The 15,518-nt window shown below is 72.0% G+C and carries 17 protein-coding genes; 10 read left to right on the top strand and 7 right to left on the bottom strand.

What is annotated here, in order from left to right; genetic code table 11:
* Positions 1-208 precede the first annotated feature (208 nt).
* Entirely contained in the window at positions 209-1,633 is a 1,425-nt protein-coding gene (locus ACZ4NB_RS16675) for a PP2C family protein-serine/threonine phosphatase (protein WP_467662095.1), read from the top strand.
* A 63-nt stretch (positions 1,634-1,696) separates the two neighbouring features.
* Here ACZ4NB_RS16675 and ACZ4NB_RS16670 read toward each other — a convergent pair whose 3' ends face one another.
* The 3 genes from ACZ4NB_RS16670 to ACZ4NB_RS16660 all read right to left on the bottom strand — a co-directional run bounded on the left by ACZ4NB_RS16670 (position 1,697) and on the right by ACZ4NB_RS16660 (position 3,310).
* Positions 1,697-2,041 carry a DUF2516 family protein gene (locus ACZ4NB_RS16670; RefSeq protein ID WP_393488456.1) on the bottom strand — a complete coding sequence of 115 codons (345 nt, stop codon included), beginning with the start codon at positions 2,039-2,041 and terminating at the stop codon, positions 1,697-1,699.
* Between the two features lie 156 nt (positions 2,042-2,197).
* Positions 2,198-2,836: a hypothetical protein gene (locus ACZ4NB_RS16665; protein ID WP_467662094.1), complete on the bottom strand. Its 639-nt coding sequence runs from the start codon at positions 2,834-2,836 to the stop codon at positions 2,198-2,200.
* Between the two features lie 33 nt (positions 2,837-2,869).
* On the bottom strand, positions 2,870-3,310 hold the full coding sequence (locus ACZ4NB_RS16660; protein ID WP_467662092.1) for a helix-turn-helix domain-containing protein: 441 nt from the start codon (positions 3,308-3,310) through the stop codon (positions 2,870-2,872).
* A 207-nt stretch (positions 3,311-3,517) separates the two neighbouring features.
* On the opposite strand from ACZ4NB_RS16660, the gene ACZ4NB_RS16655 reads away from it, so the two are divergent.
* Positions 3,518-4,453: a DUF5996 family protein gene (locus tag ACZ4NB_RS16655; RefSeq protein WP_467662091.1), complete on the top strand. Its 936-nt coding sequence runs from the start codon at positions 3,518-3,520 to the stop codon at positions 4,451-4,453.
* A 34-nt stretch (positions 4,454-4,487) separates the two neighbouring features.
* On the opposite strand, the gene ACZ4NB_RS16650 is transcribed toward ACZ4NB_RS16655, so the two are convergent.
* A complete protein-coding gene (locus tag ACZ4NB_RS16650) occupies positions 4,488-4,961 on the bottom strand; it encodes a VOC family protein (protein WP_467662089.1) in 474 nt (157 codons plus the stop codon).
* A 550-nt stretch (positions 4,962-5,511) separates the two neighbouring features.
* Between ACZ4NB_RS16650 and ACZ4NB_RS16645 the strand changes: the two genes are divergently transcribed.
* Together ACZ4NB_RS16645 and ACZ4NB_RS16640 are read left to right on the top strand one after the other, a co-directional pair.
* Positions 5,512-6,396 carry a class I SAM-dependent methyltransferase gene (locus tag ACZ4NB_RS16645; RefSeq protein WP_467662087.1) on the top strand — a complete coding sequence of 295 codons (885 nt, stop codon included), beginning with the start codon at positions 5,512-5,514 and terminating at the stop codon, positions 6,394-6,396.
* Positions 6,397-6,594: 198 nt separating this feature from the next.
* Complete coding sequence (locus ACZ4NB_RS16640) at positions 6,595-7,611, top strand: SDR family NAD(P)-dependent oxidoreductase (RefSeq protein ID WP_467662086.1); 1,017 nt, start codon at positions 6,595-6,597, stop codon at positions 7,609-7,611.
* Between the two features lie 84 nt (positions 7,612-7,695).
* Here ACZ4NB_RS16640 and ACZ4NB_RS16635 read toward each other — a convergent pair whose 3' ends face one another.
* The gene (locus tag ACZ4NB_RS16635; RefSeq protein ID WP_467662084.1) at positions 7,696-8,304 is read right to left on the bottom strand and encodes a TetR/AcrR family transcriptional regulator; all 609 of its coding nucleotides are present in this window, start codon (positions 8,302-8,304) and stop codon (positions 7,696-7,698) included.
* A gap of 266 nt (positions 8,305-8,570) precedes the next feature.
* Between ACZ4NB_RS16635 and ACZ4NB_RS16630 the strand changes: the two genes are divergently transcribed.
* From ACZ4NB_RS16630 to ACZ4NB_RS16620, 3 genes are all read left to right on the top strand, one after another.
* On the top strand, positions 8,571-9,740 hold the full coding sequence (locus tag ACZ4NB_RS16630) for an FAD-dependent oxidoreductase (protein WP_467662082.1): 1,170 nt from the start codon (positions 8,571-8,573) through the stop codon (positions 9,738-9,740).
* Positions 9,741-10,026: 286 nt separating this feature from the next.
* Positions 10,027-10,923 carry an RNA polymerase sigma-70 factor gene (locus ACZ4NB_RS16625; protein WP_467662080.1) on the top strand — a complete coding sequence of 299 codons (897 nt, stop codon included), beginning with the start codon at positions 10,027-10,029 and terminating at the stop codon, positions 10,921-10,923.
* The gene (locus tag ACZ4NB_RS16620; protein WP_467662078.1) at positions 10,911-11,375 is read left to right on the top strand and encodes an SRPBCC family protein; all 465 of its coding nucleotides are present in this window, start codon (positions 10,911-10,913) and stop codon (positions 11,373-11,375) included. The genes ACZ4NB_RS16625 and ACZ4NB_RS16620 overlap by 13 nt, the downstream gene beginning before the upstream one ends.
* Before the next feature lie 24 nt (positions 11,376-11,399).
* Here ACZ4NB_RS16620 and ACZ4NB_RS16615 read toward each other — a convergent pair whose 3' ends face one another.
* Positions 11,400-12,260, bottom strand: coding sequence for a putative protein N(5)-glutamine methyltransferase (locus ACZ4NB_RS16615; protein WP_467662077.1), 861 nt, complete (start codon positions 12,258-12,260; stop codon positions 11,400-11,402).
* A 413-nt stretch (positions 12,261-12,673) separates the two neighbouring features.
* Here ACZ4NB_RS16615 and ACZ4NB_RS16610 point away from each other — a divergent pair, with 413 nt between their 5' ends.
* The 3 genes from ACZ4NB_RS16610 (at position 12,674) to ACZ4NB_RS16600 (ending at position 14,952) form a co-directional block, all read left to right on the top strand.
* On the top strand, positions 12,674-13,666 hold the full coding sequence (locus tag ACZ4NB_RS16610; RefSeq protein WP_467662075.1) for an aldo/keto reductase: 993 nt from the start codon (positions 12,674-12,676) through the stop codon (positions 13,664-13,666).
* Positions 13,667-13,980: 314 nt separating this feature from the next.
* Positions 13,981-14,394: a VOC family protein gene (locus ACZ4NB_RS16605; RefSeq protein WP_467662074.1), complete on the top strand. Its 414-nt coding sequence runs from the start codon at positions 13,981-13,983 to the stop codon at positions 14,392-14,394.
* A gap of 45 nt (positions 14,395-14,439) precedes the next feature.
* A complete protein-coding gene (locus tag ACZ4NB_RS16600; protein WP_467662072.1) occupies positions 14,440-14,952 on the top strand; it encodes a hypothetical protein in 513 nt (170 codons plus the stop codon).
* A gap of 85 nt (positions 14,953-15,037) precedes the next feature.
* Here the strand turns inward: ACZ4NB_RS16600 and ACZ4NB_RS16595 are convergent, their stop codons facing one another.
* Complete coding sequence (locus tag ACZ4NB_RS16595; protein WP_467662070.1) at positions 15,038-15,451, bottom strand: VOC family protein; 414 nt, start codon at positions 15,449-15,451, stop codon at positions 15,038-15,040.
* Positions 15,452-15,518 lie beyond the last annotated feature (67 nt).

The raw sequence follows: 15,518 nt of genomic DNA, 5'->3' as shown, positions 1-15,518 counted from the left end.
CAGGTCAAATGCCTTATCGGGCGCGGCATATGACAATGGCCGATTGCCGTCGGCCATTCCCTCTTCCTCCACGCTGCCGCTATGGTCGCCTCTCAGTGCCGGTGCGCGCCCCGCTCGGAAGACCGACGGGCGGATGCGGAGCCGGGCACGGTGGTGCGCCGGTCGGCGCTCACCGGACCCCCTCGGGGGGAGGGAAGGAAGCAGACCGATGCCCGTACCCGTACCGCACCAGCGGACGGTCGTGCTGCCGCACCAGGCAGGACCGGTGAACGACGCCTGCGCGGATACCGCGCGGGCGGCCGCGCCGGGCGCGGGGTACGCGACGGACCAGGACGTGCGCGCCCCGGCACCCGCCGCCGGCCAGCGGACCGCCCAGGCGGCCCCGCAGGGCCTCCAGGAGCCCGAGGAGCCGCTTATGGGCGAACGGCGACTTTCGGCCGACCATGGGACGGCCCAGCAGGGCCTGACCCTGCTCCTCATCGGCGAGGACCCCAACAGTCAACTCCCCGAGATGTCGGACTGGGCGGGCCGCCGGGTGCGTCTGCGCACCGCCCGCAACCTCACCGAGGCCGAGCGGCTGCTCACCGACGACGTGCACTGCATCCTGCTCGACCTGCCCCCGGCGGAGCGCGCCGAGCGCGACGGCGGCCCGGACGGCACCCCCGGCCCCGAGCTGGGCATGCTGCACGACGTCCTGCGGATGGCGCCCTCGCACGCGGTCCTCGTCCTGACCTACGAGACGGACGCCGAGCGGGCCGCCGACGCCGTACGCGTCGGCGCCCAGGACTACCTCTTCCGCGACGAGCTGGACGGCGCGGTGCTCAGCCGCGCCGTGCGCTACGCCGTCGAGCGCAAGCGCGCCGACCTCGCGCAGCGCCAGCTCACCGAGTCGCGGATGCTCGCCCAGGAGAACGCCCGCCTGGAGCGCGGCCTGCTGCCCACACCGCTGCTCGACGGCTCCGACCTGCGCTTCGCGGCCTGCTACCGCCCCGGCCGCAGCCGCGCGCTGCTCGGCGGCGACTTCTACGACACGGTCCGTACCCCCGACGGCACCGTCCACGCGATGATCGGCGACGTCTGCGGCCACGGCCCCGACGAGGCCGCCCTCGGCGTCGAGCTGCGGATCGCCTGGCGCGCCCTGACCTTCGCCGGGCTGTCCGGCGACGAACTGCTGGCCACCCTGCAGAAGGTCCTGGAGCACGAGCGCTCCGACGACGAGATCTTCGCCACGCTCTGCACCGTCGACATCTCCGCCGACGGCCACTACGCCGGCCTCTCCCTGGCCGGCCACCCGGCCCCGCTGCTGGCCCGCGCCGGTGAGGCCCCGCAACTGCTGCCCTACGAATGCGGCGGCCCGGCGCTCGGCCTGCTGCCGCAGGCCCGCTGGCCGCGCCGGCAGGTCGAGCTGGGCGGCTCCTGGAGCCTGATGATGTACACCGACGGCCTGATCGAGGGCCGCGTCGGCGAGGGCAACCGGCGCCTGGGCCAGGAGGGCATGACCGAACTGGTCAGCCGGCAGATGGCGCACGGCCTCGCGGGCGAGGACCTGCTCGACGCCACGGTCCGCGAGGTACGCGACCTCAACGGCGGCGAGCTGACCGACGACGTGGCCGTACTGCTGCTGGACCGCTAGGACCCATCGGACAGGCCCTAGGCGCCGGCCACGGTGCGACGCGACCGGGTCGCGTCCGGTGGCTCAGCGCCCGCCGTTGTAGGGCCCGTACGGCCCGTCCGAGCTGGAGCCGCCGCGCCGCGGGCCGCGCCCGCCGCCGGTGACCTCGCGCAGCGCCGGCCGTACGTCGACGGTGTAGACGATCACCGCGATGACGCCGATGATCGGCAGGAACGACATGATCGGGAGAATGAACAGCAGCGCCGTGGCGAGGGCGAGGAAGATCAGCCACATGCCCTTGGTCTGCTTGCTCGCGGCGCGGTAGGCGTCCTCGCGGCGCACCGCCGCATCGATCAGCATCACGCCGGCATAGACGCCCAGGGCGAGCTGCACCCAGCTCAGAAGGCTCTGGAACCCGTAGATCAGCACGCCATGCACCGCCCGTTCGCCGGTCGTGTCGTCTTCGTCCGCCGCGGCCGTCCACCGGCCCGCCGCGGCCCCACCGTACCCGGACAACGGGCCGGGCACCTCAAGGGTGCCCGGCCCGGCCGGTGAACCCGCGTCCCCGGTGAAGGGGGCGCCGGCTCACTTCGCGGACGGCGGGGTGCTCTTCTTCGCCGGCGCCGGCTTGCGCTGCGCCACCGGCTTCTGCTGCGCCACCGGCTTCTTCGGGGCGGCGGACTTGGCCTGGGTCGACGACGGGGTGGCCTTGGCCTCCGCCTTGGCCCCGTTGGCGGTCTCGGTCTTCGCGCCGCTCCTGGCCGCCGGCTTCGGGGCCGGCTCCGGCTCGATCGCCACCGCCAGCTCCTCGACCTGGTCGGCGGCCTCGCCGCGCCATGTCGCCACCGCGCCGCGGCCGCGCTCGGCCAGCTCCTCGTAGCCCTCACGGGCCCGCACCGCGGTCTCGGCGACCCGGCCCACACCCTGCAGCGCGATCTCCTGCGCCTGGTCGCGGAACTTCTTGAAGTCGCCGTCGAGCGAGTCCAGCAGCTCGGCCAGCTTCTCCTGGGCGTCCTTGGCCTGCTTGGCGACCAGCGCCTGGACGTCCTTGGGGTCGGTGCTGCGCACGGACTCGAAGCGCTTGGGCGCCTCGGCCTTGATCTTCTCGACCAGCTGCGGCACCTCGCCGAGCTTCTCGGCGGCCAGGTCGACCGTGCCGGCCAGCGCGTACAGCGGGGTCGCGTCGGTCAGGGCCTTGCGGAGGTCATCGGTGTTGATGGCCATGACGTGGTTCCTCCTGGAAACGGATGCGGTTGCTCAGGTGGCGTGCGGGCCGTCTTCGGCCTCTGTCTGGGTGTCCGTGCCGCGCCCGTCCCCGGACGCGCTCGCAGCGTCGTCCCCACCGCCGACCAGCCCGTTCTCCTTGCGGAAGGACTCGTAGATCTGCAGCAGGACCTGCTTTTGCCGCTCGTTGAGCGCGGGGTCGGTGAGTATCGCGGTCTGCACCTCGACCCCGTCCAGCCCGCGCCGCTCGTCCAGGATCCCGGCCTGGACGTACAGCGTCTCGGCGGATATCCGCAGCGCCTTGGCGAGCTGCTGCAGGATCTCCGCGCTCGGCTTGCGCAAACCGCGCTCGATCTGGCTGAGATACGGATTGGACACCCCGGCGGCATCCGCGAGCTGCCGCAGACTCAGCTGCGCCGTGCGCCGCTGCTCCCGCAGGAACTCGCCGAGATTGCCGACGTTGAGTGATGCCATGCCTCGATACTGCCTCCTCGTGCTAACTATTGCAAGCAAGCGCTAGCAAAAGTGGTGGGGGTGGGGGTTGAGCCGGGACGCGACAGGTGGAACCTGGCCACGCACGCTGGCTGAACCGCTCCCTCGGCGGCGTGCGGGATGTCCCTTGCGGGGTCATGATGAGACGGCCCGGCCGCCGCGGGAGCGCCGGGCGGGAAGGGGCAGGCGATGGAGCTGTTCCCGTCGGCGCCGCTGCCGGAGTGGCGGGACACGAAGGAGACGCTGCACCGCTTCGCGCAGATTGTCGGCAAGATCCGCTTGGCCGCGAGCGCACGGCGCAACCACTGGTGGAACGTCCCGTTCCATGTCACTGGGCGCGGCATCACCACCCGTCCGATGGGTCAGGTCGACGGGAATCCGATCTTCACGGTCGACTTCGATTTCGTCGATCACCGGCTCGCCGTCATGACGCTGGACGGCGAAGAGCGGTCCTTTCCGCTTCCGGGCCAGTCCGTCGCGTCCTTCTACGACCAGACCCTGGCCGCTCTGGCCGCGCTGGGCGTCCGGGTGAACATCGCTGTTCCCAGGCCCTTCGATCTCTCCGACGCCGACCGGCCGTTCGCCGAGGACACCGAGCACGCGACCTACGACCCGGTGGCCGCAAACCGCTACTGGCGGGTGCTGAGCCAGGTGGCGTCCGTGCTGGAGGAGTTCGCGGCGGGCTTCTCGGGAAAGGCCAGCCCGGTGCACCACTTCTGGCACACCTTCGACATCGCCCACAGCCGGTTCTCCGGGCGCCGGTTCGACCAGCCCAGGCAGGCCGACCCCGTCACCCGGGAGGCGTACTCCTCGGAAGTGATCAGCTTCGGCTTCTGGTTCGGCGACGACACCTTTGCCGACCCCGCGTTCTACTCGTACACCGCCCCCGAGCCCGCCGGCCTGGCCGAAGCGCCGCTCAGCCCGGCGTCCGCGCAGTGGGTCGCGCGCGGCGACAGCCACCTGGCCGTGCTGCGCTACGACGCGGCCCGCGCCGAGGCCGATCCACGTGCCGCCGTGCTCGCCTTCTACGAAAGCGCCTACCAGGCCGGGGCCGGACGCGCCGGATGGGACATCGCGGCGCTTGCGTGCCCCGGCGGAATCACGGACCCGGTCCGTCGCATCTGACGAATTCGGTCAGCAGTGCGGCGCGGTGCAGTGGTCAGGCTTCGGTATCGGTGTGCGCCAGGATGCCCTTGAGCAGGCCCGTGGACTGGCCGACCTCGATGAGGTAGCCATCCGGGTCGCGCATGTAGCAGCGCAGCTCGGCGCGCCGGTCGATGGGCGGGGTGAGGAACTCGGCTCCCTTGGCGCGGGCTGCCGCGTAGAAGCCGTGGATGTCCGCCACCCGTACGTTCAGGAAGCTGGAGGCGGTGTGGCGGTCCTCCGGCGGGCGCAGTACGACGTCGGGTTTGTCATCCGTGGGCCCGCCGCCGGGGTTCATGATGATCCAGCTGTTGGCGACCTTGATGATGCAGGGGTTCTCCTCCAGCACCACCTGCCCGCCCAGCACATCGGCATAGAACGCCCGCGAGCGAGGGACGTCGCCGACCGTGAGAAAGTGCGTCAGCAGCAGACCCTCGGCCGGTGCGGGAAGGTCGTCGGCTGAGGCGCCGGCGGCGATGAAATCGGACATATGGCCAGCGTAGGGCGGGAGCCCCCGCCCGGCATTCCCATCCGGCAGAGCCCGCGGTGCGGGTTCCCACTATCGTGTCCCGGCTCAGGTGTGCTGGCGCAAAACCCGGGGGCGCACCCACGGCATGGGGAACCATGAAGCATGCGACCGGATGGCCGGCACCTCCCCGAAGACGTCGACGACTTCCTCGCCCGAGCCGGGGCTTCCTGCGCGCACGGCCCGCCCTGCACACCATGGCGCTGACGACGACCGAGACGCTGTGCACACGCGGTGCGGACGCCTACGGTGCTCAACTCCCCGTCCTCGGCCGACTGGAGCGAGCGGGCACGGTCCGCGCCGTCTTCAACCGCCTCCCGCCCGGCGGCCTGAGCCGCACACCCCTCACCCCCGAGCGTGCCGACACCCTCGCCGCCCGCCCGGTCGCCGAGTGGGCCGCGTACGACTTCGCATGTGCCGAGCAAGGTCACACGATGAGTCGATGTCGATGTCGATGCGGAGGGCACGGACCGCGAAGACCACGTATGACGTCTGCTTTCAGGAGGTGGGCACTGTGACGGACAGTGCGGAGCAAACCGGTCTCACCGCCATGCGTCCCATGGTGCGGGAGGTGTACGGTCCGGCCGATCTGAGCGGGAAGCCGATCTTCGCCGGGGGATTCATCAACTTCGGGTACTGGCGCGGCATCGATCTGGGCCTGCCGCTCGGCGAGACAGAACGGGTCCGCAGCCAGGAGGATCTCTACCGGCATGTCCTGGACGCCGCCGGACTGCGCAAGGAACCGGTGGAACCGGTGGAACCGGTGGAGTCGGGAGGAGCGACGGAACCGACGGTTCTTGAAGTGGGCTGTGGGCTGGGCATGGGGTGCGCGGTGACCCTGCGGGAGTACGGCTCGGCTGCGGTGACCGGCATGGACATCCATCCGCAGCAACTGCGGCGGGCGCGTGACACGCACGCGGATCTGCTGCGTGACGAGCCGGAACGGTTGCGGTTCGTCCAGGGGGCCGCGGAGCGTCTGCCTTTCGAGGACGGTGAGTTCGATGTCGTCGTCAGCGTGGAGGCCGCTCAGCACTTCCCGGATCTCGGAGCCTTCGCCGCGGAGACCTCGCGGGTGCTGCGCCCGGGCGGCCGGGTGGCTGCCGCCAGCTTCTTCACGGTGGACGATGCGCCCGGCCGGCCCGGGGAGCTCGCACGGCTGCTGGAGACGTTCGCGGACGGGCTGGACATCGCCTGGCCGGTGAACGTACTCACGGATGCGTTCACGGCAGCCGGACTGACGGACGTATGCGTCGAATCGATCGGGCCGCACGTCTGGCGTGGGTGGGACCTCTGGCTCGGCCGGTGGTGGGACCCGGGAACCTGGCCGCGGAACTTCCTGCGCGCCTACGAGGAGCGGGTCCTGGACTACTACGTCGTCACGGCGGTTCGGCCGGAGTAAGGGCCGCGGCACCGCCCGGTGGTCGGGCCGGACACCGGCGCTCAGTGACGGTGACCGGCCGCGGTGGCCCGGATGTCGGCTGTCCGGCGCGGCTGTCCGCGGTCTGTAGGCGGGGTGTCGGTGCCCGCGGGGACGGTGGTGTCGAGCGGCCCGCGGAGCGGCCGCAGCCGCCGTCCACAGCAAGGGAGCCCCGCCACCATGGTGTCCACGTCCCCCACCCCGCCCTGGGATGTCCAGCGGCTGCCGCGTGCCGACGGCGGCGTCTTCCTGGTCACCGGCGGCAATGCCGGCATCGGGTACTTCGTCGCGGAACAGTTGTCCGCGACCGGAGCCACCGTCGTACTGGGCAGCCGGAATCCCGCCAAGGCCGAAGGCGCCATGGCCGCGATCCGTGCGCGGGTGCCCGGCGCGCGGGTGCGGGCGGTGCGGTGTGATCTGGCCGACCTCTCGTCGCTGAGGACGGCGGCGGAGTCACTGGCGGTGGACCGCCTCGACGCGGTGGTCCACAACGCCGGCGTCGCGCTCGACGACCCGCCGCGCCGGCAGACCGGGGACGGCCACGAGCTGATGTTCGGCACCAACCACCTCGGGCACTTCGCGCTGACCCGGTGGCTGCTGCCGCTGCTGTCGGCCGCACCGGCGGCCCGCGTCGTGACCGTGGGCAGCTTCGCGGCGAAGTCCGAACGGCTCGACCTCGACGACCTCCAGTCCCGGCGGGACTACCGGCCTCAGCGCGCCTACGGCCGCTCCAAGCTGGCGCAGATGTACTTCGGCCTCGAACTCGACCGCCGCCTACGGGCCGTCGACAGCGCGGTGGCGAGCGTGGTGGTCCACCCCGGCGGTGCACTGGACTCCCTCACCCCGTCACGGCCGCCGGTCCACGTGCGCACCACCGGAGCGCGGCTGCGCGGGGCGCCCGCCGCGCTCCTCGTCCAGGGCAAGCACGCCGGCGCCTGGCCCGCGGTCCGGGCGGTGCTCGACCCGGCCGTGCGCGGCGGGGAGTTGTGGGGGCCGCGCGTCTTCGGCCTGCGCGGCGAGCCCCGACGGGAGGCGGTGTGGAGCCATCTCGCCGACGCCTCCGTCGCGGCGCGGTTGTGGGCCGCGAGCTGCGACCTGACCGGCATCGACATGGGCACGGACACGGAGCCGGGCATGGGCACGGGCATGGGCATGGGCACGGGCCTGGACATCGGTCTTGGCGAAGGTGGCGCGTGATGCGGCTCCGGGGCGCGCGGCGCGACTCCATGGGGCGCGTGGTGCGGCCCTTCCGGTGGCGCGTGACGCGGTGCCCGGTCGACGTCACCCGTCCTGGTCGGGGCGGTCTTCCTGCCGTGCCAGCGGGGTGCCGGCCCACCCGTCCTCCAGCAGGGCGAACACCTCGCGCATGGTCCGGGCCGGGTCTTCGCCGGCGCGGGCGATGCCGGGGGCTTCCAGGGCGAAGCGCGCCAGGGCGGTGACGGCGGGGGAGTCCGGGGCGAGCCCGGTGGCCTCGGCGAGGGCGGCGGCCAGCGCCTTCTCGTGGCGCGACCACATGCGCCGGGCGTAGTCCCGCAGCGCGGGGGTGGATTCGACGAGGACGAACGTGGGGTCGTCGGCCGGGACGGAGGTACGGGTGCGGACCATGTGGTCGCGCAGGGCGTGCAGCACGGACTGGCCGGGTGCCCGGTCGCGCACGGCGGCGACCAGGGCGCTCTCGACGTCCGCGTCCAGGTCGAAGACGAGGGCTTCCTTGCTGGGGAAGTGCTTGAAGAGCGTGCTCAGCGAGACGTCGGCCGCCTCCGCCACCTCGCGTACGCCGACGGCGTCGAAGCCGCGCTCGGTGAACAGCCGCACCGCGGCATCCGACAGGGCCTGCCGGGTCAGGGCCTTCTTGCGCTCGCGGCGTCCCGTTGTCGTCGTCTCGGCCATGCCCCCACCCTACCCGCTTGACGGGATTCGATCGTAAAGGAGATCGGATAGAAAATCGGAGCAGTTGTACTTTAGGAGCTGCTGTGTTTCTGTGAGGGGGTGCACCGACCGGCCCTGCTGCCGCTACCCGGGGCACGTCCACACCGCCGCACCGCGAAACGACCGCTCAGGCCCCGCTTCATCAGCACCTTGCTCATCAGCACCTTCCTCATCGGCGCCCGCTCCATCGGCGTCCTTCTCCCTCCGCAGAACGGAGCGTGACTCCCATGTCCCCCACCCCTCGCATCGCGATCGTCGGCGCCGGCCTCGGCGGCCTCGTCTGCGCATGCGTCCTGCAGCGGCACGGCATACCGGTCACGGTCTTCGAGCGGGAGGCCGGCCCCGGCTCCCGCTCCCAGGGCGGCACCCTCGACATCCACGAGGACACCGGCCAGGTCGCCCTGCGCGCGGCCGGACTGTTCGACGAGTTCCTCGCCCTGTCCCGGCCCGAAAGCCAGGAGTGGCGCCTGTACGACCGCCACGCGGCCCTGATACGCCACGACCGGGCCGGCGAGGGCGATCTGAGCAGGCCCGAGATCGACCGCGGCCAGCTGCGCACCCTCCTGCTGGACTCCCTCGCCCCCGGCACGGTCCGCTGGGGCCACTCCGTGAGGGCCGCCACCCCGCTACCGGACGGCGCCGCCCGCCTGCACCACCACGACCGCAGCACCGAGGACTTCGACCTGATCGTCGGCGCCGACGGTGCCTGGTCCCGGGTGCGCCCCGCGCTCTCCGACGCCCGACCCTCCTACGCCGGCGTCACGATGGTGGAGACCCACTTCGACGACGTCGACCACCGCCACCCCGGCATCGCCCGCCTGGTCGGCCGCGGCACCATGTCCGCCAAGGCGGGCCGCCGCAGCCTGGTGATGCAGCGCAACAGCAGCGGACATGTGCGCGCCTACATCACCTTCCGCGGCCCCCAGGACTGGCACGCCGGCCTCGACCTCGCGGACACCGAAGCCGTACGCGCCCGCCTCCTCGCCCAGTACCGGGGCTGGCACGAGAGCCTGCTGGAGATCCTGCGCGACAACGAGGGCGGTTTCCTCAACCGGCCGATGTTCGTCCTGCCCGTTCCCCACACCTGGCAGCGCGTCCGCGGCATCACCCTGCTCGGCGATGCCGCCCACTTGATGCCGCCGGTCGGCGTCGGCGCCAACCTCGCTCTGCTCGACGGCGCCGAACTCGCCCGGGCCGTCATCGGCCACCCCGCCGTCGACGCGGCACTCGACGCCTACGAGGGCGTCATGCTGCCCCGCGCCGTCGACAACGCCACGACCGCCCGGGAGATGCTCACCACCCTCATGCCGGACGACGACTCCGACGCCGCCGCCTTCCCCGACACCCTCTGGCCGGCGGACGCCATGCCTGACTCCCGCCCCGGGCAGAGCAGTTGAGCCCGGCCGGCATGCCCCTGTCCTTCGACAGTGAACCCGGTCGCTCCGTCATCCGAAGAGCGACCAGGTTCGCTGACAAGGAAGCCTGAACGACCGGGTCCGCCGTCGAACGCCTCGATTGAATGACGGCGAACAGCCTCCCCACCGGGGTGCGCGGTGAGCTGAATCACACCGGCGGGCTGTCACGGTTCGCCGGTGCGGGGTGTCTCGATGGGCGTCCGAGGAGAGGAGCCGGGTGTGATGCCGGGGTACCGACGCAGGGTCAGGGTCAGGGTGGGGGCGGGCCATGGCTGACGACGCCTTCACCGAACACCGTCCGCTGCTGTTCACCATCGCCTACGAGATGCTGGGCAGCGCCGCCGACGCCGAGGACGTGCTGCAGGAGAGCTATCTGCGGTGGAGCGCGGTCGACCCGGCCACGGTCGAGCATCCGCGCGCCTACCTGGTCCGCGTGGTGACCCGGCAGGCCCTCAACCACCTGCGGACGGTCCGGGCGCGGCGCGAGACCTACGTCGGCCCGTGGCTGCCCGAGCCGATCCGTACCGCGCCGGACGTGAGCGACGACACGATCCTGGCCGAGTCGGTGTCGATGGCCATGATGCTCGTCCTGGAGACGCTCAACCCGACCGAACGCGCGGTCTTCGTACTGCACGAGGTGTTCGGCTACACCCACGGCGAGATCGCCGCCTCGGTCGGCAAGGCCGAGGTCACCGTCCGGCAGATCGCCCACCGCGCCCGCCGGCACGTCCACGCGCGGCGCCGTCGCTTCGAGCCGGACTCCGATGCCGCCCGGGAGGTCGTCCAGCGGTTCCTGGCCGCCGCGACGACCGGGGAAGTCCAGGCGCTGATGGACCTGTTGGCCCCCGACGTCGTGCAGATCTCCGACGGCGGCGGGAAGGTCGTCGCCGCCCGCCGCCCGATCACCGGCCGTGCCGAGGTCGCCCGCTTCGTCCTCGGCGTACTGCGCACCACCACCGCGGCGACCCGCATCGAGCACGCCACCTACAACGGCATGCCCGCGGCCCGGTTCGTCACCGACGGCGAACTGGACTGGCTGGTCGCGTTCGAGATCCACGACGGACGGATCACCGCCCTCTACGGCATCCGCAACCCGGACAAGCTGCACCGCGCCGAGGCGGTGCTCCCACTCGACAGAGGAGGCCACCAGCCGTGGAAACCATGATCGTCGAGCGCGTCATCGACGCCCCGATCGAGGACGTCTTCGCCTGGCTCACCACGACCACCAACTACATGGACTCGCCGCTGATCCTGCGCTGCCGTCTGAGCAGGCACGGCGAGTCCGCGCCCTACGGAGTCGGCGCGGTGCGCAACCACCTCTGGCTGATCGGCTGGTTCCGGGAGCGCATCACCCACTACGACCCGCCGTACGCCACCGAGTACGTCGTCGAACGCAGCCTGCCGCCGTCCCGGCACGAACTCGGCCGGATGACGTTCACCGAGGTCGACGGCGGCACCCGCGTCTGCTGGACGACCCGCGCCGAGATCCCGGTCCCCTTGGTCGGCGCCTTCCTCACCCGGCGCCTCGCCCGGCCGATCATCACCCGCACCTTCCGCAACATCCTCGACACCGCCGACGCGGCACTGGCCCGGCACCCCGGCCGGAAGCGAGTCTGACGGCGGGCACGCGCGGGCGGCCCCCTACCGGTCCGGGCGGGTGCCGATGACGATCGTGGCGTACAGCTCGTCGGAGGTGTCCACCCGGGCGAGCAGCCCGTTGCGGGTGAAGGCATCGACGGCCCGCGGTGCCTGACGCTCGCTCGTCTCGACCAGCAGGTGGCCGCCGGGCGCCAGCCACCGCGGGGCCGCCGCGGTCACCCGCCGCAGCACGTCGAGCCCGTCCGCACCGCCGTCGAGCGCCACCAGCGGCTCGTGATCGCGCGCCTCCGGGGGCAGCAGCCCGACCTCTTCGGACGGTACGTAGGGGACGTTGGCCACCAGGATGTCGATACGCCCCCGCAGGTCGGCGGGCAGCGGGTCGAAGAGGTCGCCCTGGTGGACCGCACCCCCCGCGGCGGCGATGTTGCGGCGGGCGCAGCGCACCGCCGCGGGTTCGATGTCGGCCGCGTACAGCTCGATCCGCTCCAGGGCGGCGGCCAGCGCGGCGCCCACCGCGCCGGAGCCGCAGCACAGGTCGACGGCGACGGCGGGCCGCCCGGTGCGCCCGGCGGTCCGGCGGCCGAGGTCCACGGCCCGGCCCACGAGAAATTCGGTGCGGCGGCGCGGCACGAAGACACCGGGGTCGACGGCGATGCGCAGACCGCGGAACTCCGCCCAGCCGACGACGTGTTCAAGGGGATGGCCGATGACTCGCTGCTCCACCATGACGGCGAGTTCGTCCGGCGTACGCGCCGCGGAGACGAGCAGTTCGGCCTCGTCCTCGGCGAAGACGCAGCCGGCGGCGCGCAGCCTGGCGACGACGGTGGGGTGGGGGAGCGGTGCGGAGTGCCCGAGCGGAAGAGGTGACGACTGCTCGGGCAGGGACTTCTGAGATGACGACATGTGAGCCTTTCGGGGCGCCGAGGGCGCTTACCGGGTCACGTGTGCCGGACGGTCACCTGCATCGGGTGGGCCGTACGGGCGTGAGACGACAGCGCGCCTGCCTGGTCTGGCGGGGTATCGGTCTCACCTCCTCGGTCGGTCCACTACTGGCACGCAACAGTACCTGACCTGGGGCGGGGCGCACATGAGGGGCTGTTGAACCGGCCCTGCGGTGTGGCGCCCGGCATCGGCTTCTGGTGCGCCGTAGTCGTGGCAGGTCGCCGCCCTGCGGGCCATGACCGGGGACGCCGACTGACGACTGCCCGGGCCGACAGCTACCTGCGATCCAGGCGTCGTTGACTTTGAGTGCGCTCCAATGAATACCGTCCTGAAGGTGATGCCGGGACAGGCCCGGCCCAGGAGGTAGCAGCAGCATGACCACGACCAACATTCCTTCGCGCAAGCTCGGTGACCTGGTGGTATCCGCGCAGGGGCTCGGCTGCATGGGGATGAGCCACGGCTACGGGGAATCGGACGACGAGCAGTCGATCGCGACCATCAACCGTGCGCTCGACCTCGGCGTCAGCCTGCTGGACACCTCCGATTTCTACGGTGCGGGGCACAACGAAGAGCTGATCGGCCGGGCCATCGCGGGGCGGCGTGACGAGGTGGTGCTGGCGACGAAGTTCGGGTTCGCCAACCGCCTCGGCGAGCCGACCGCGATCCGGGGTGACGCCGCCTACGTACGGCGGGCCTGCGATGCGTCGCTGCGCCGACTCGGCGTCGACCACATCGACCTCTACTACCAGCACCGCGTCGACCCCCGCACCCCGATCGAGGAGACCGTCGGTGCGATGGCCGAACTCGTCACGGCCGGCAAGGTGCGGCACCTCGGACTGTCCGAGGCGGGCGCGGAGACGCTGCGGCGCGCACATGCGGTGCATCCGATAGCCGCTCTGCAGAGCGAGTGGTCGCTGTGGACCCGTGATCTGGAGCAGGAGATCGCGCCGGTGTGCCGTGAACTCGGCATCGGCCTGGTGCCGTTCTCGCCGCTCGGCCGGGGCTTTTTGACCGGGCAGTACACCTCGGTGCAGGGGCTGGCGGAGTCCGATGTCCGCCGGAGCCAGCCCCGCTTCGCCGACGGCAATCTCGAACAGAACCTGGCCATCGTCGGCAAGCTGAACGAACTCGCCGCCGAGAAGGGCGTCAGCGCCGGACAACTCGCGCTGGCCTGGGTCCAGTACCGCGGGGACGACGTCGTGCCGATCCCCGGCACGCGCCGCCGGAAGTACCTGGAGGAGAACCTCGGCGCACTCGCCGTCGAACTGTCCGCCGACGAGATCGCCGCCATCGACGCCGCGGCTCCCGCGGCCCGAATAGCCGGGACCCGTTACGACGAGGTGAGCATGACGTTCGTCGACGGCTGACGGCTGACGGCTGACGGCTGACGGCTGACGGCTGACGGCTGACGGCTGACGGCTGACGGCTGACGGCTGACGGCTGACGGCTGACGGCTCCGAGGGCTGAGGTTCGTGGGGGAGGGGCGGGGCGGGGCCCCCGGGGGAGCCCGGTGAGAAGGCCGAGGAGCCGGGGGCGCGCAGGGCCCGGCCCGTGCCCGCCGCCTCGGTGGCACAGGATGCGGGGATCCGTCCTCGCTCCCTAGACTTTTCGCAGCGCGACAACGCCGGTGGTGACGGCCGTACGGGCAGGGGCCGCCGCCCGTACGGAAGGACGGCGCGCCATGGACTGGAAGCTCGAACTGGTGCCGATCCCGGTATCCGATGTGGACCGGGCGAAGCGCTTCTACAGCGAGCAGCTGGGGTTCGCCGTGGACCACGACATGTGCATCGGCGACGGCGGGGTGCGCATCGTGCAGCTGACGCCGCCGGGGTCGGGCTGCTCCATCGTCATCGGGAGCGGCGCCGGCGTCACACGGGTCCAGCCCGGTGCGGTGCAGGGGCTGCAACTCGTCGTCTCCGACATCGCCGCGGCCCGCGCGCAGCTGGTCGAACGGGGGGTCCCGGTCAGCCCCGTGCAGCATGTCGAGGACGGAGCGATGGCCGATGGCCCCGGCGGTGCCTGGAACTCGTTCGTCTACTTCAGCGACCCCGACGGAAACGGCTGGGCACTTCAGGAGCGACCCGAGGAGGACTGAGGAGGACTGAGGGAGGTACGGACGTTCTCTCCTAGGGTCTGGTGGATGACGACGCCTCAGGAAGACTTTCTGCGGACCTTCCATGCCGCTCGTCCGGCGGTGACCGTGCGGGCGATGGCCCACGGGCGGGCCGAGGACGGCCGATCGAGTTACGAGATCCTGCGGGACCGGGTGGCGGCGTGCCGGCGGGTGCTGGACCTGGGCTGCGGCGACGGGCGGATCCGGACCCGCGAGGGGTTCGACGCGGTGTTCGGCCCGGCCGGATTCGGCCCCGCCGAGTGGGAGACCGTCCGGATCGATCTGACCGGGCCACCGGAGCGGATCTGGGCGACGGTGGGCGGCTTCTACGACCTCAGGCCGCTCGATCCCGCGGTCACGGCGGAGCTACGGGCACGATTCGAGGCGGAGACGGCGGCGTCCGCACTGCCGGACGGGCGGATCCCGTGCGCGATGCGGGTGCATATCGCCACGGCGGTGCGTCGGGACGGTGGCGGTGGCCTCCGGGGCGGGCGGCAGGTGCTGGATGCCCCAGGAGGCCAGGGGCCGGCGCCTCGTTGAGCCGGGCGCCGGGCGCCGGGCGTCGGGCGCCGGGGCGGGGCCTTCCGGTCTCGTTCACCGGTGCCGGTCCCGGTCCCGGCCGCGTTCACAGGCCCTGGGCGGCCATCCACTCCGGGTCGGGTTCGATGAGCTGCAGCACCTCGATCAGGGTGCCCTCGGGGCCCCAGACGTTGAAGCGGCGCTGGCCCCACGGCTCGTCGCGCACCGGTTCGGCGATCGGCACGCCCTTGGCGCGCAGTGCGGCCTCCTCGGCTGCGGCGTCCTCCACGAGGAAGGCGACCACGATGCCGCCGGTGGCCTGGGTGCGGAAGCCCTCGGGCATGGACTCATGGCCGCGCTGGACGAAGTCCAGGGTGAATTCGGGGTGTTGGGGGTGCTGGAGGGTGGCGTACCAGTCCAATTCCGCCAGCGGGCGGAAGCCGAAGTGGTCGGGGTAGAAGCGGGTGCTGGCGGCGACGTCGTCGGTGAGAAGGGCGGTTCCGAGCTTGGCGAAGCGCATGGTGGTCCTCTCTGTTCGCGGTCGGCCGGTCCGGCCGCGGCAACAACTCCAGTTGTAGTACTCTGGC

The sequence above is a fragment of the Streptomyces sp. NPDC026575 genome (assembly GCF_055567415.1).
Note: the sequence above shows the minus strand (reverse complement) of the source record. Positions and strands in the feature narration are given on the sequence as shown.

Excerpts from the sequence above, each read along its gene's own strand:
- ACZ4NB_RS16675 (WP_467662095.1), top strand. The coding sequence starts at position 209 with ATGCCCGTACCCGTACCGCACCAGCGGACGGTCGTGCTGCCGCACCAG.
- ACZ4NB_RS16665 (WP_467662094.1), bottom strand. The coding sequence starts at position 2,836 with ATGGCCATCAACACCGATGACCTCCGCAAGGCCCTGACCGACGCGACC.
- ACZ4NB_RS16660 (WP_467662092.1), bottom strand. The coding sequence starts at position 3,310 with ATGGCATCACTCAACGTCGGCAATCTCGGCGAGTTCCTGCGGGAGCAG.
- ACZ4NB_RS16655 (WP_467662091.1), top strand. The coding sequence starts at position 3,518 with ATGGAGCTGTTCCCGTCGGCGCCGCTGCCGGAGTGGCGGGACACGAAG.
- ACZ4NB_RS16650 (WP_467662089.1), bottom strand. The coding sequence starts at position 4,961 with ATGTCCGATTTCATCGCCGCCGGCGCCTCAGCCGACGACCTTCCCGCA.
- ACZ4NB_RS16640 (WP_467662086.1), top strand. The coding sequence starts at position 6,595 with ATGGTGTCCACGTCCCCCACCCCGCCCTGGGATGTCCAGCGGCTGCCG.
- ACZ4NB_RS16635 (WP_467662084.1), bottom strand. The coding sequence starts at position 8,304 with ATGGCCGAGACGACGACAACGGGACGCCGCGAGCGCAAGAAGGCCCTG.
- ACZ4NB_RS16630 (WP_467662082.1), top strand. The coding sequence starts at position 8,571 with ATGTCCCCCACCCCTCGCATCGCGATCGTCGGCGCCGGCCTCGGCGGC.
- ACZ4NB_RS16625 (WP_467662080.1), top strand. The coding sequence starts at position 10,027 with ATGGCTGACGACGCCTTCACCGAACACCGTCCGCTGCTGTTCACCATC.
- ACZ4NB_RS16615 (WP_467662077.1), bottom strand. The coding sequence starts at position 12,260 with ATGTCGTCATCTCAGAAGTCCCTGCCCGAGCAGTCGTCACCTCTTCCG.
- ACZ4NB_RS16610 (WP_467662075.1), top strand. The coding sequence starts at position 12,674 with ATGACCACGACCAACATTCCTTCGCGCAAGCTCGGTGACCTGGTGGTA.
- ACZ4NB_RS16605 (WP_467662074.1), top strand. The coding sequence starts at position 13,981 with ATGGACTGGAAGCTCGAACTGGTGCCGATCCCGGTATCCGATGTGGAC.
- ACZ4NB_RS16600 (WP_467662072.1), top strand. The coding sequence starts at position 14,440 with ATGACGACGCCTCAGGAAGACTTTCTGCGGACCTTCCATGCCGCTCGT.
- ACZ4NB_RS16595 (WP_467662070.1), bottom strand. The coding sequence starts at position 15,451 with ATGCGCTTCGCCAAGCTCGGAACCGCCCTTCTCACCGACGACGTCGCC.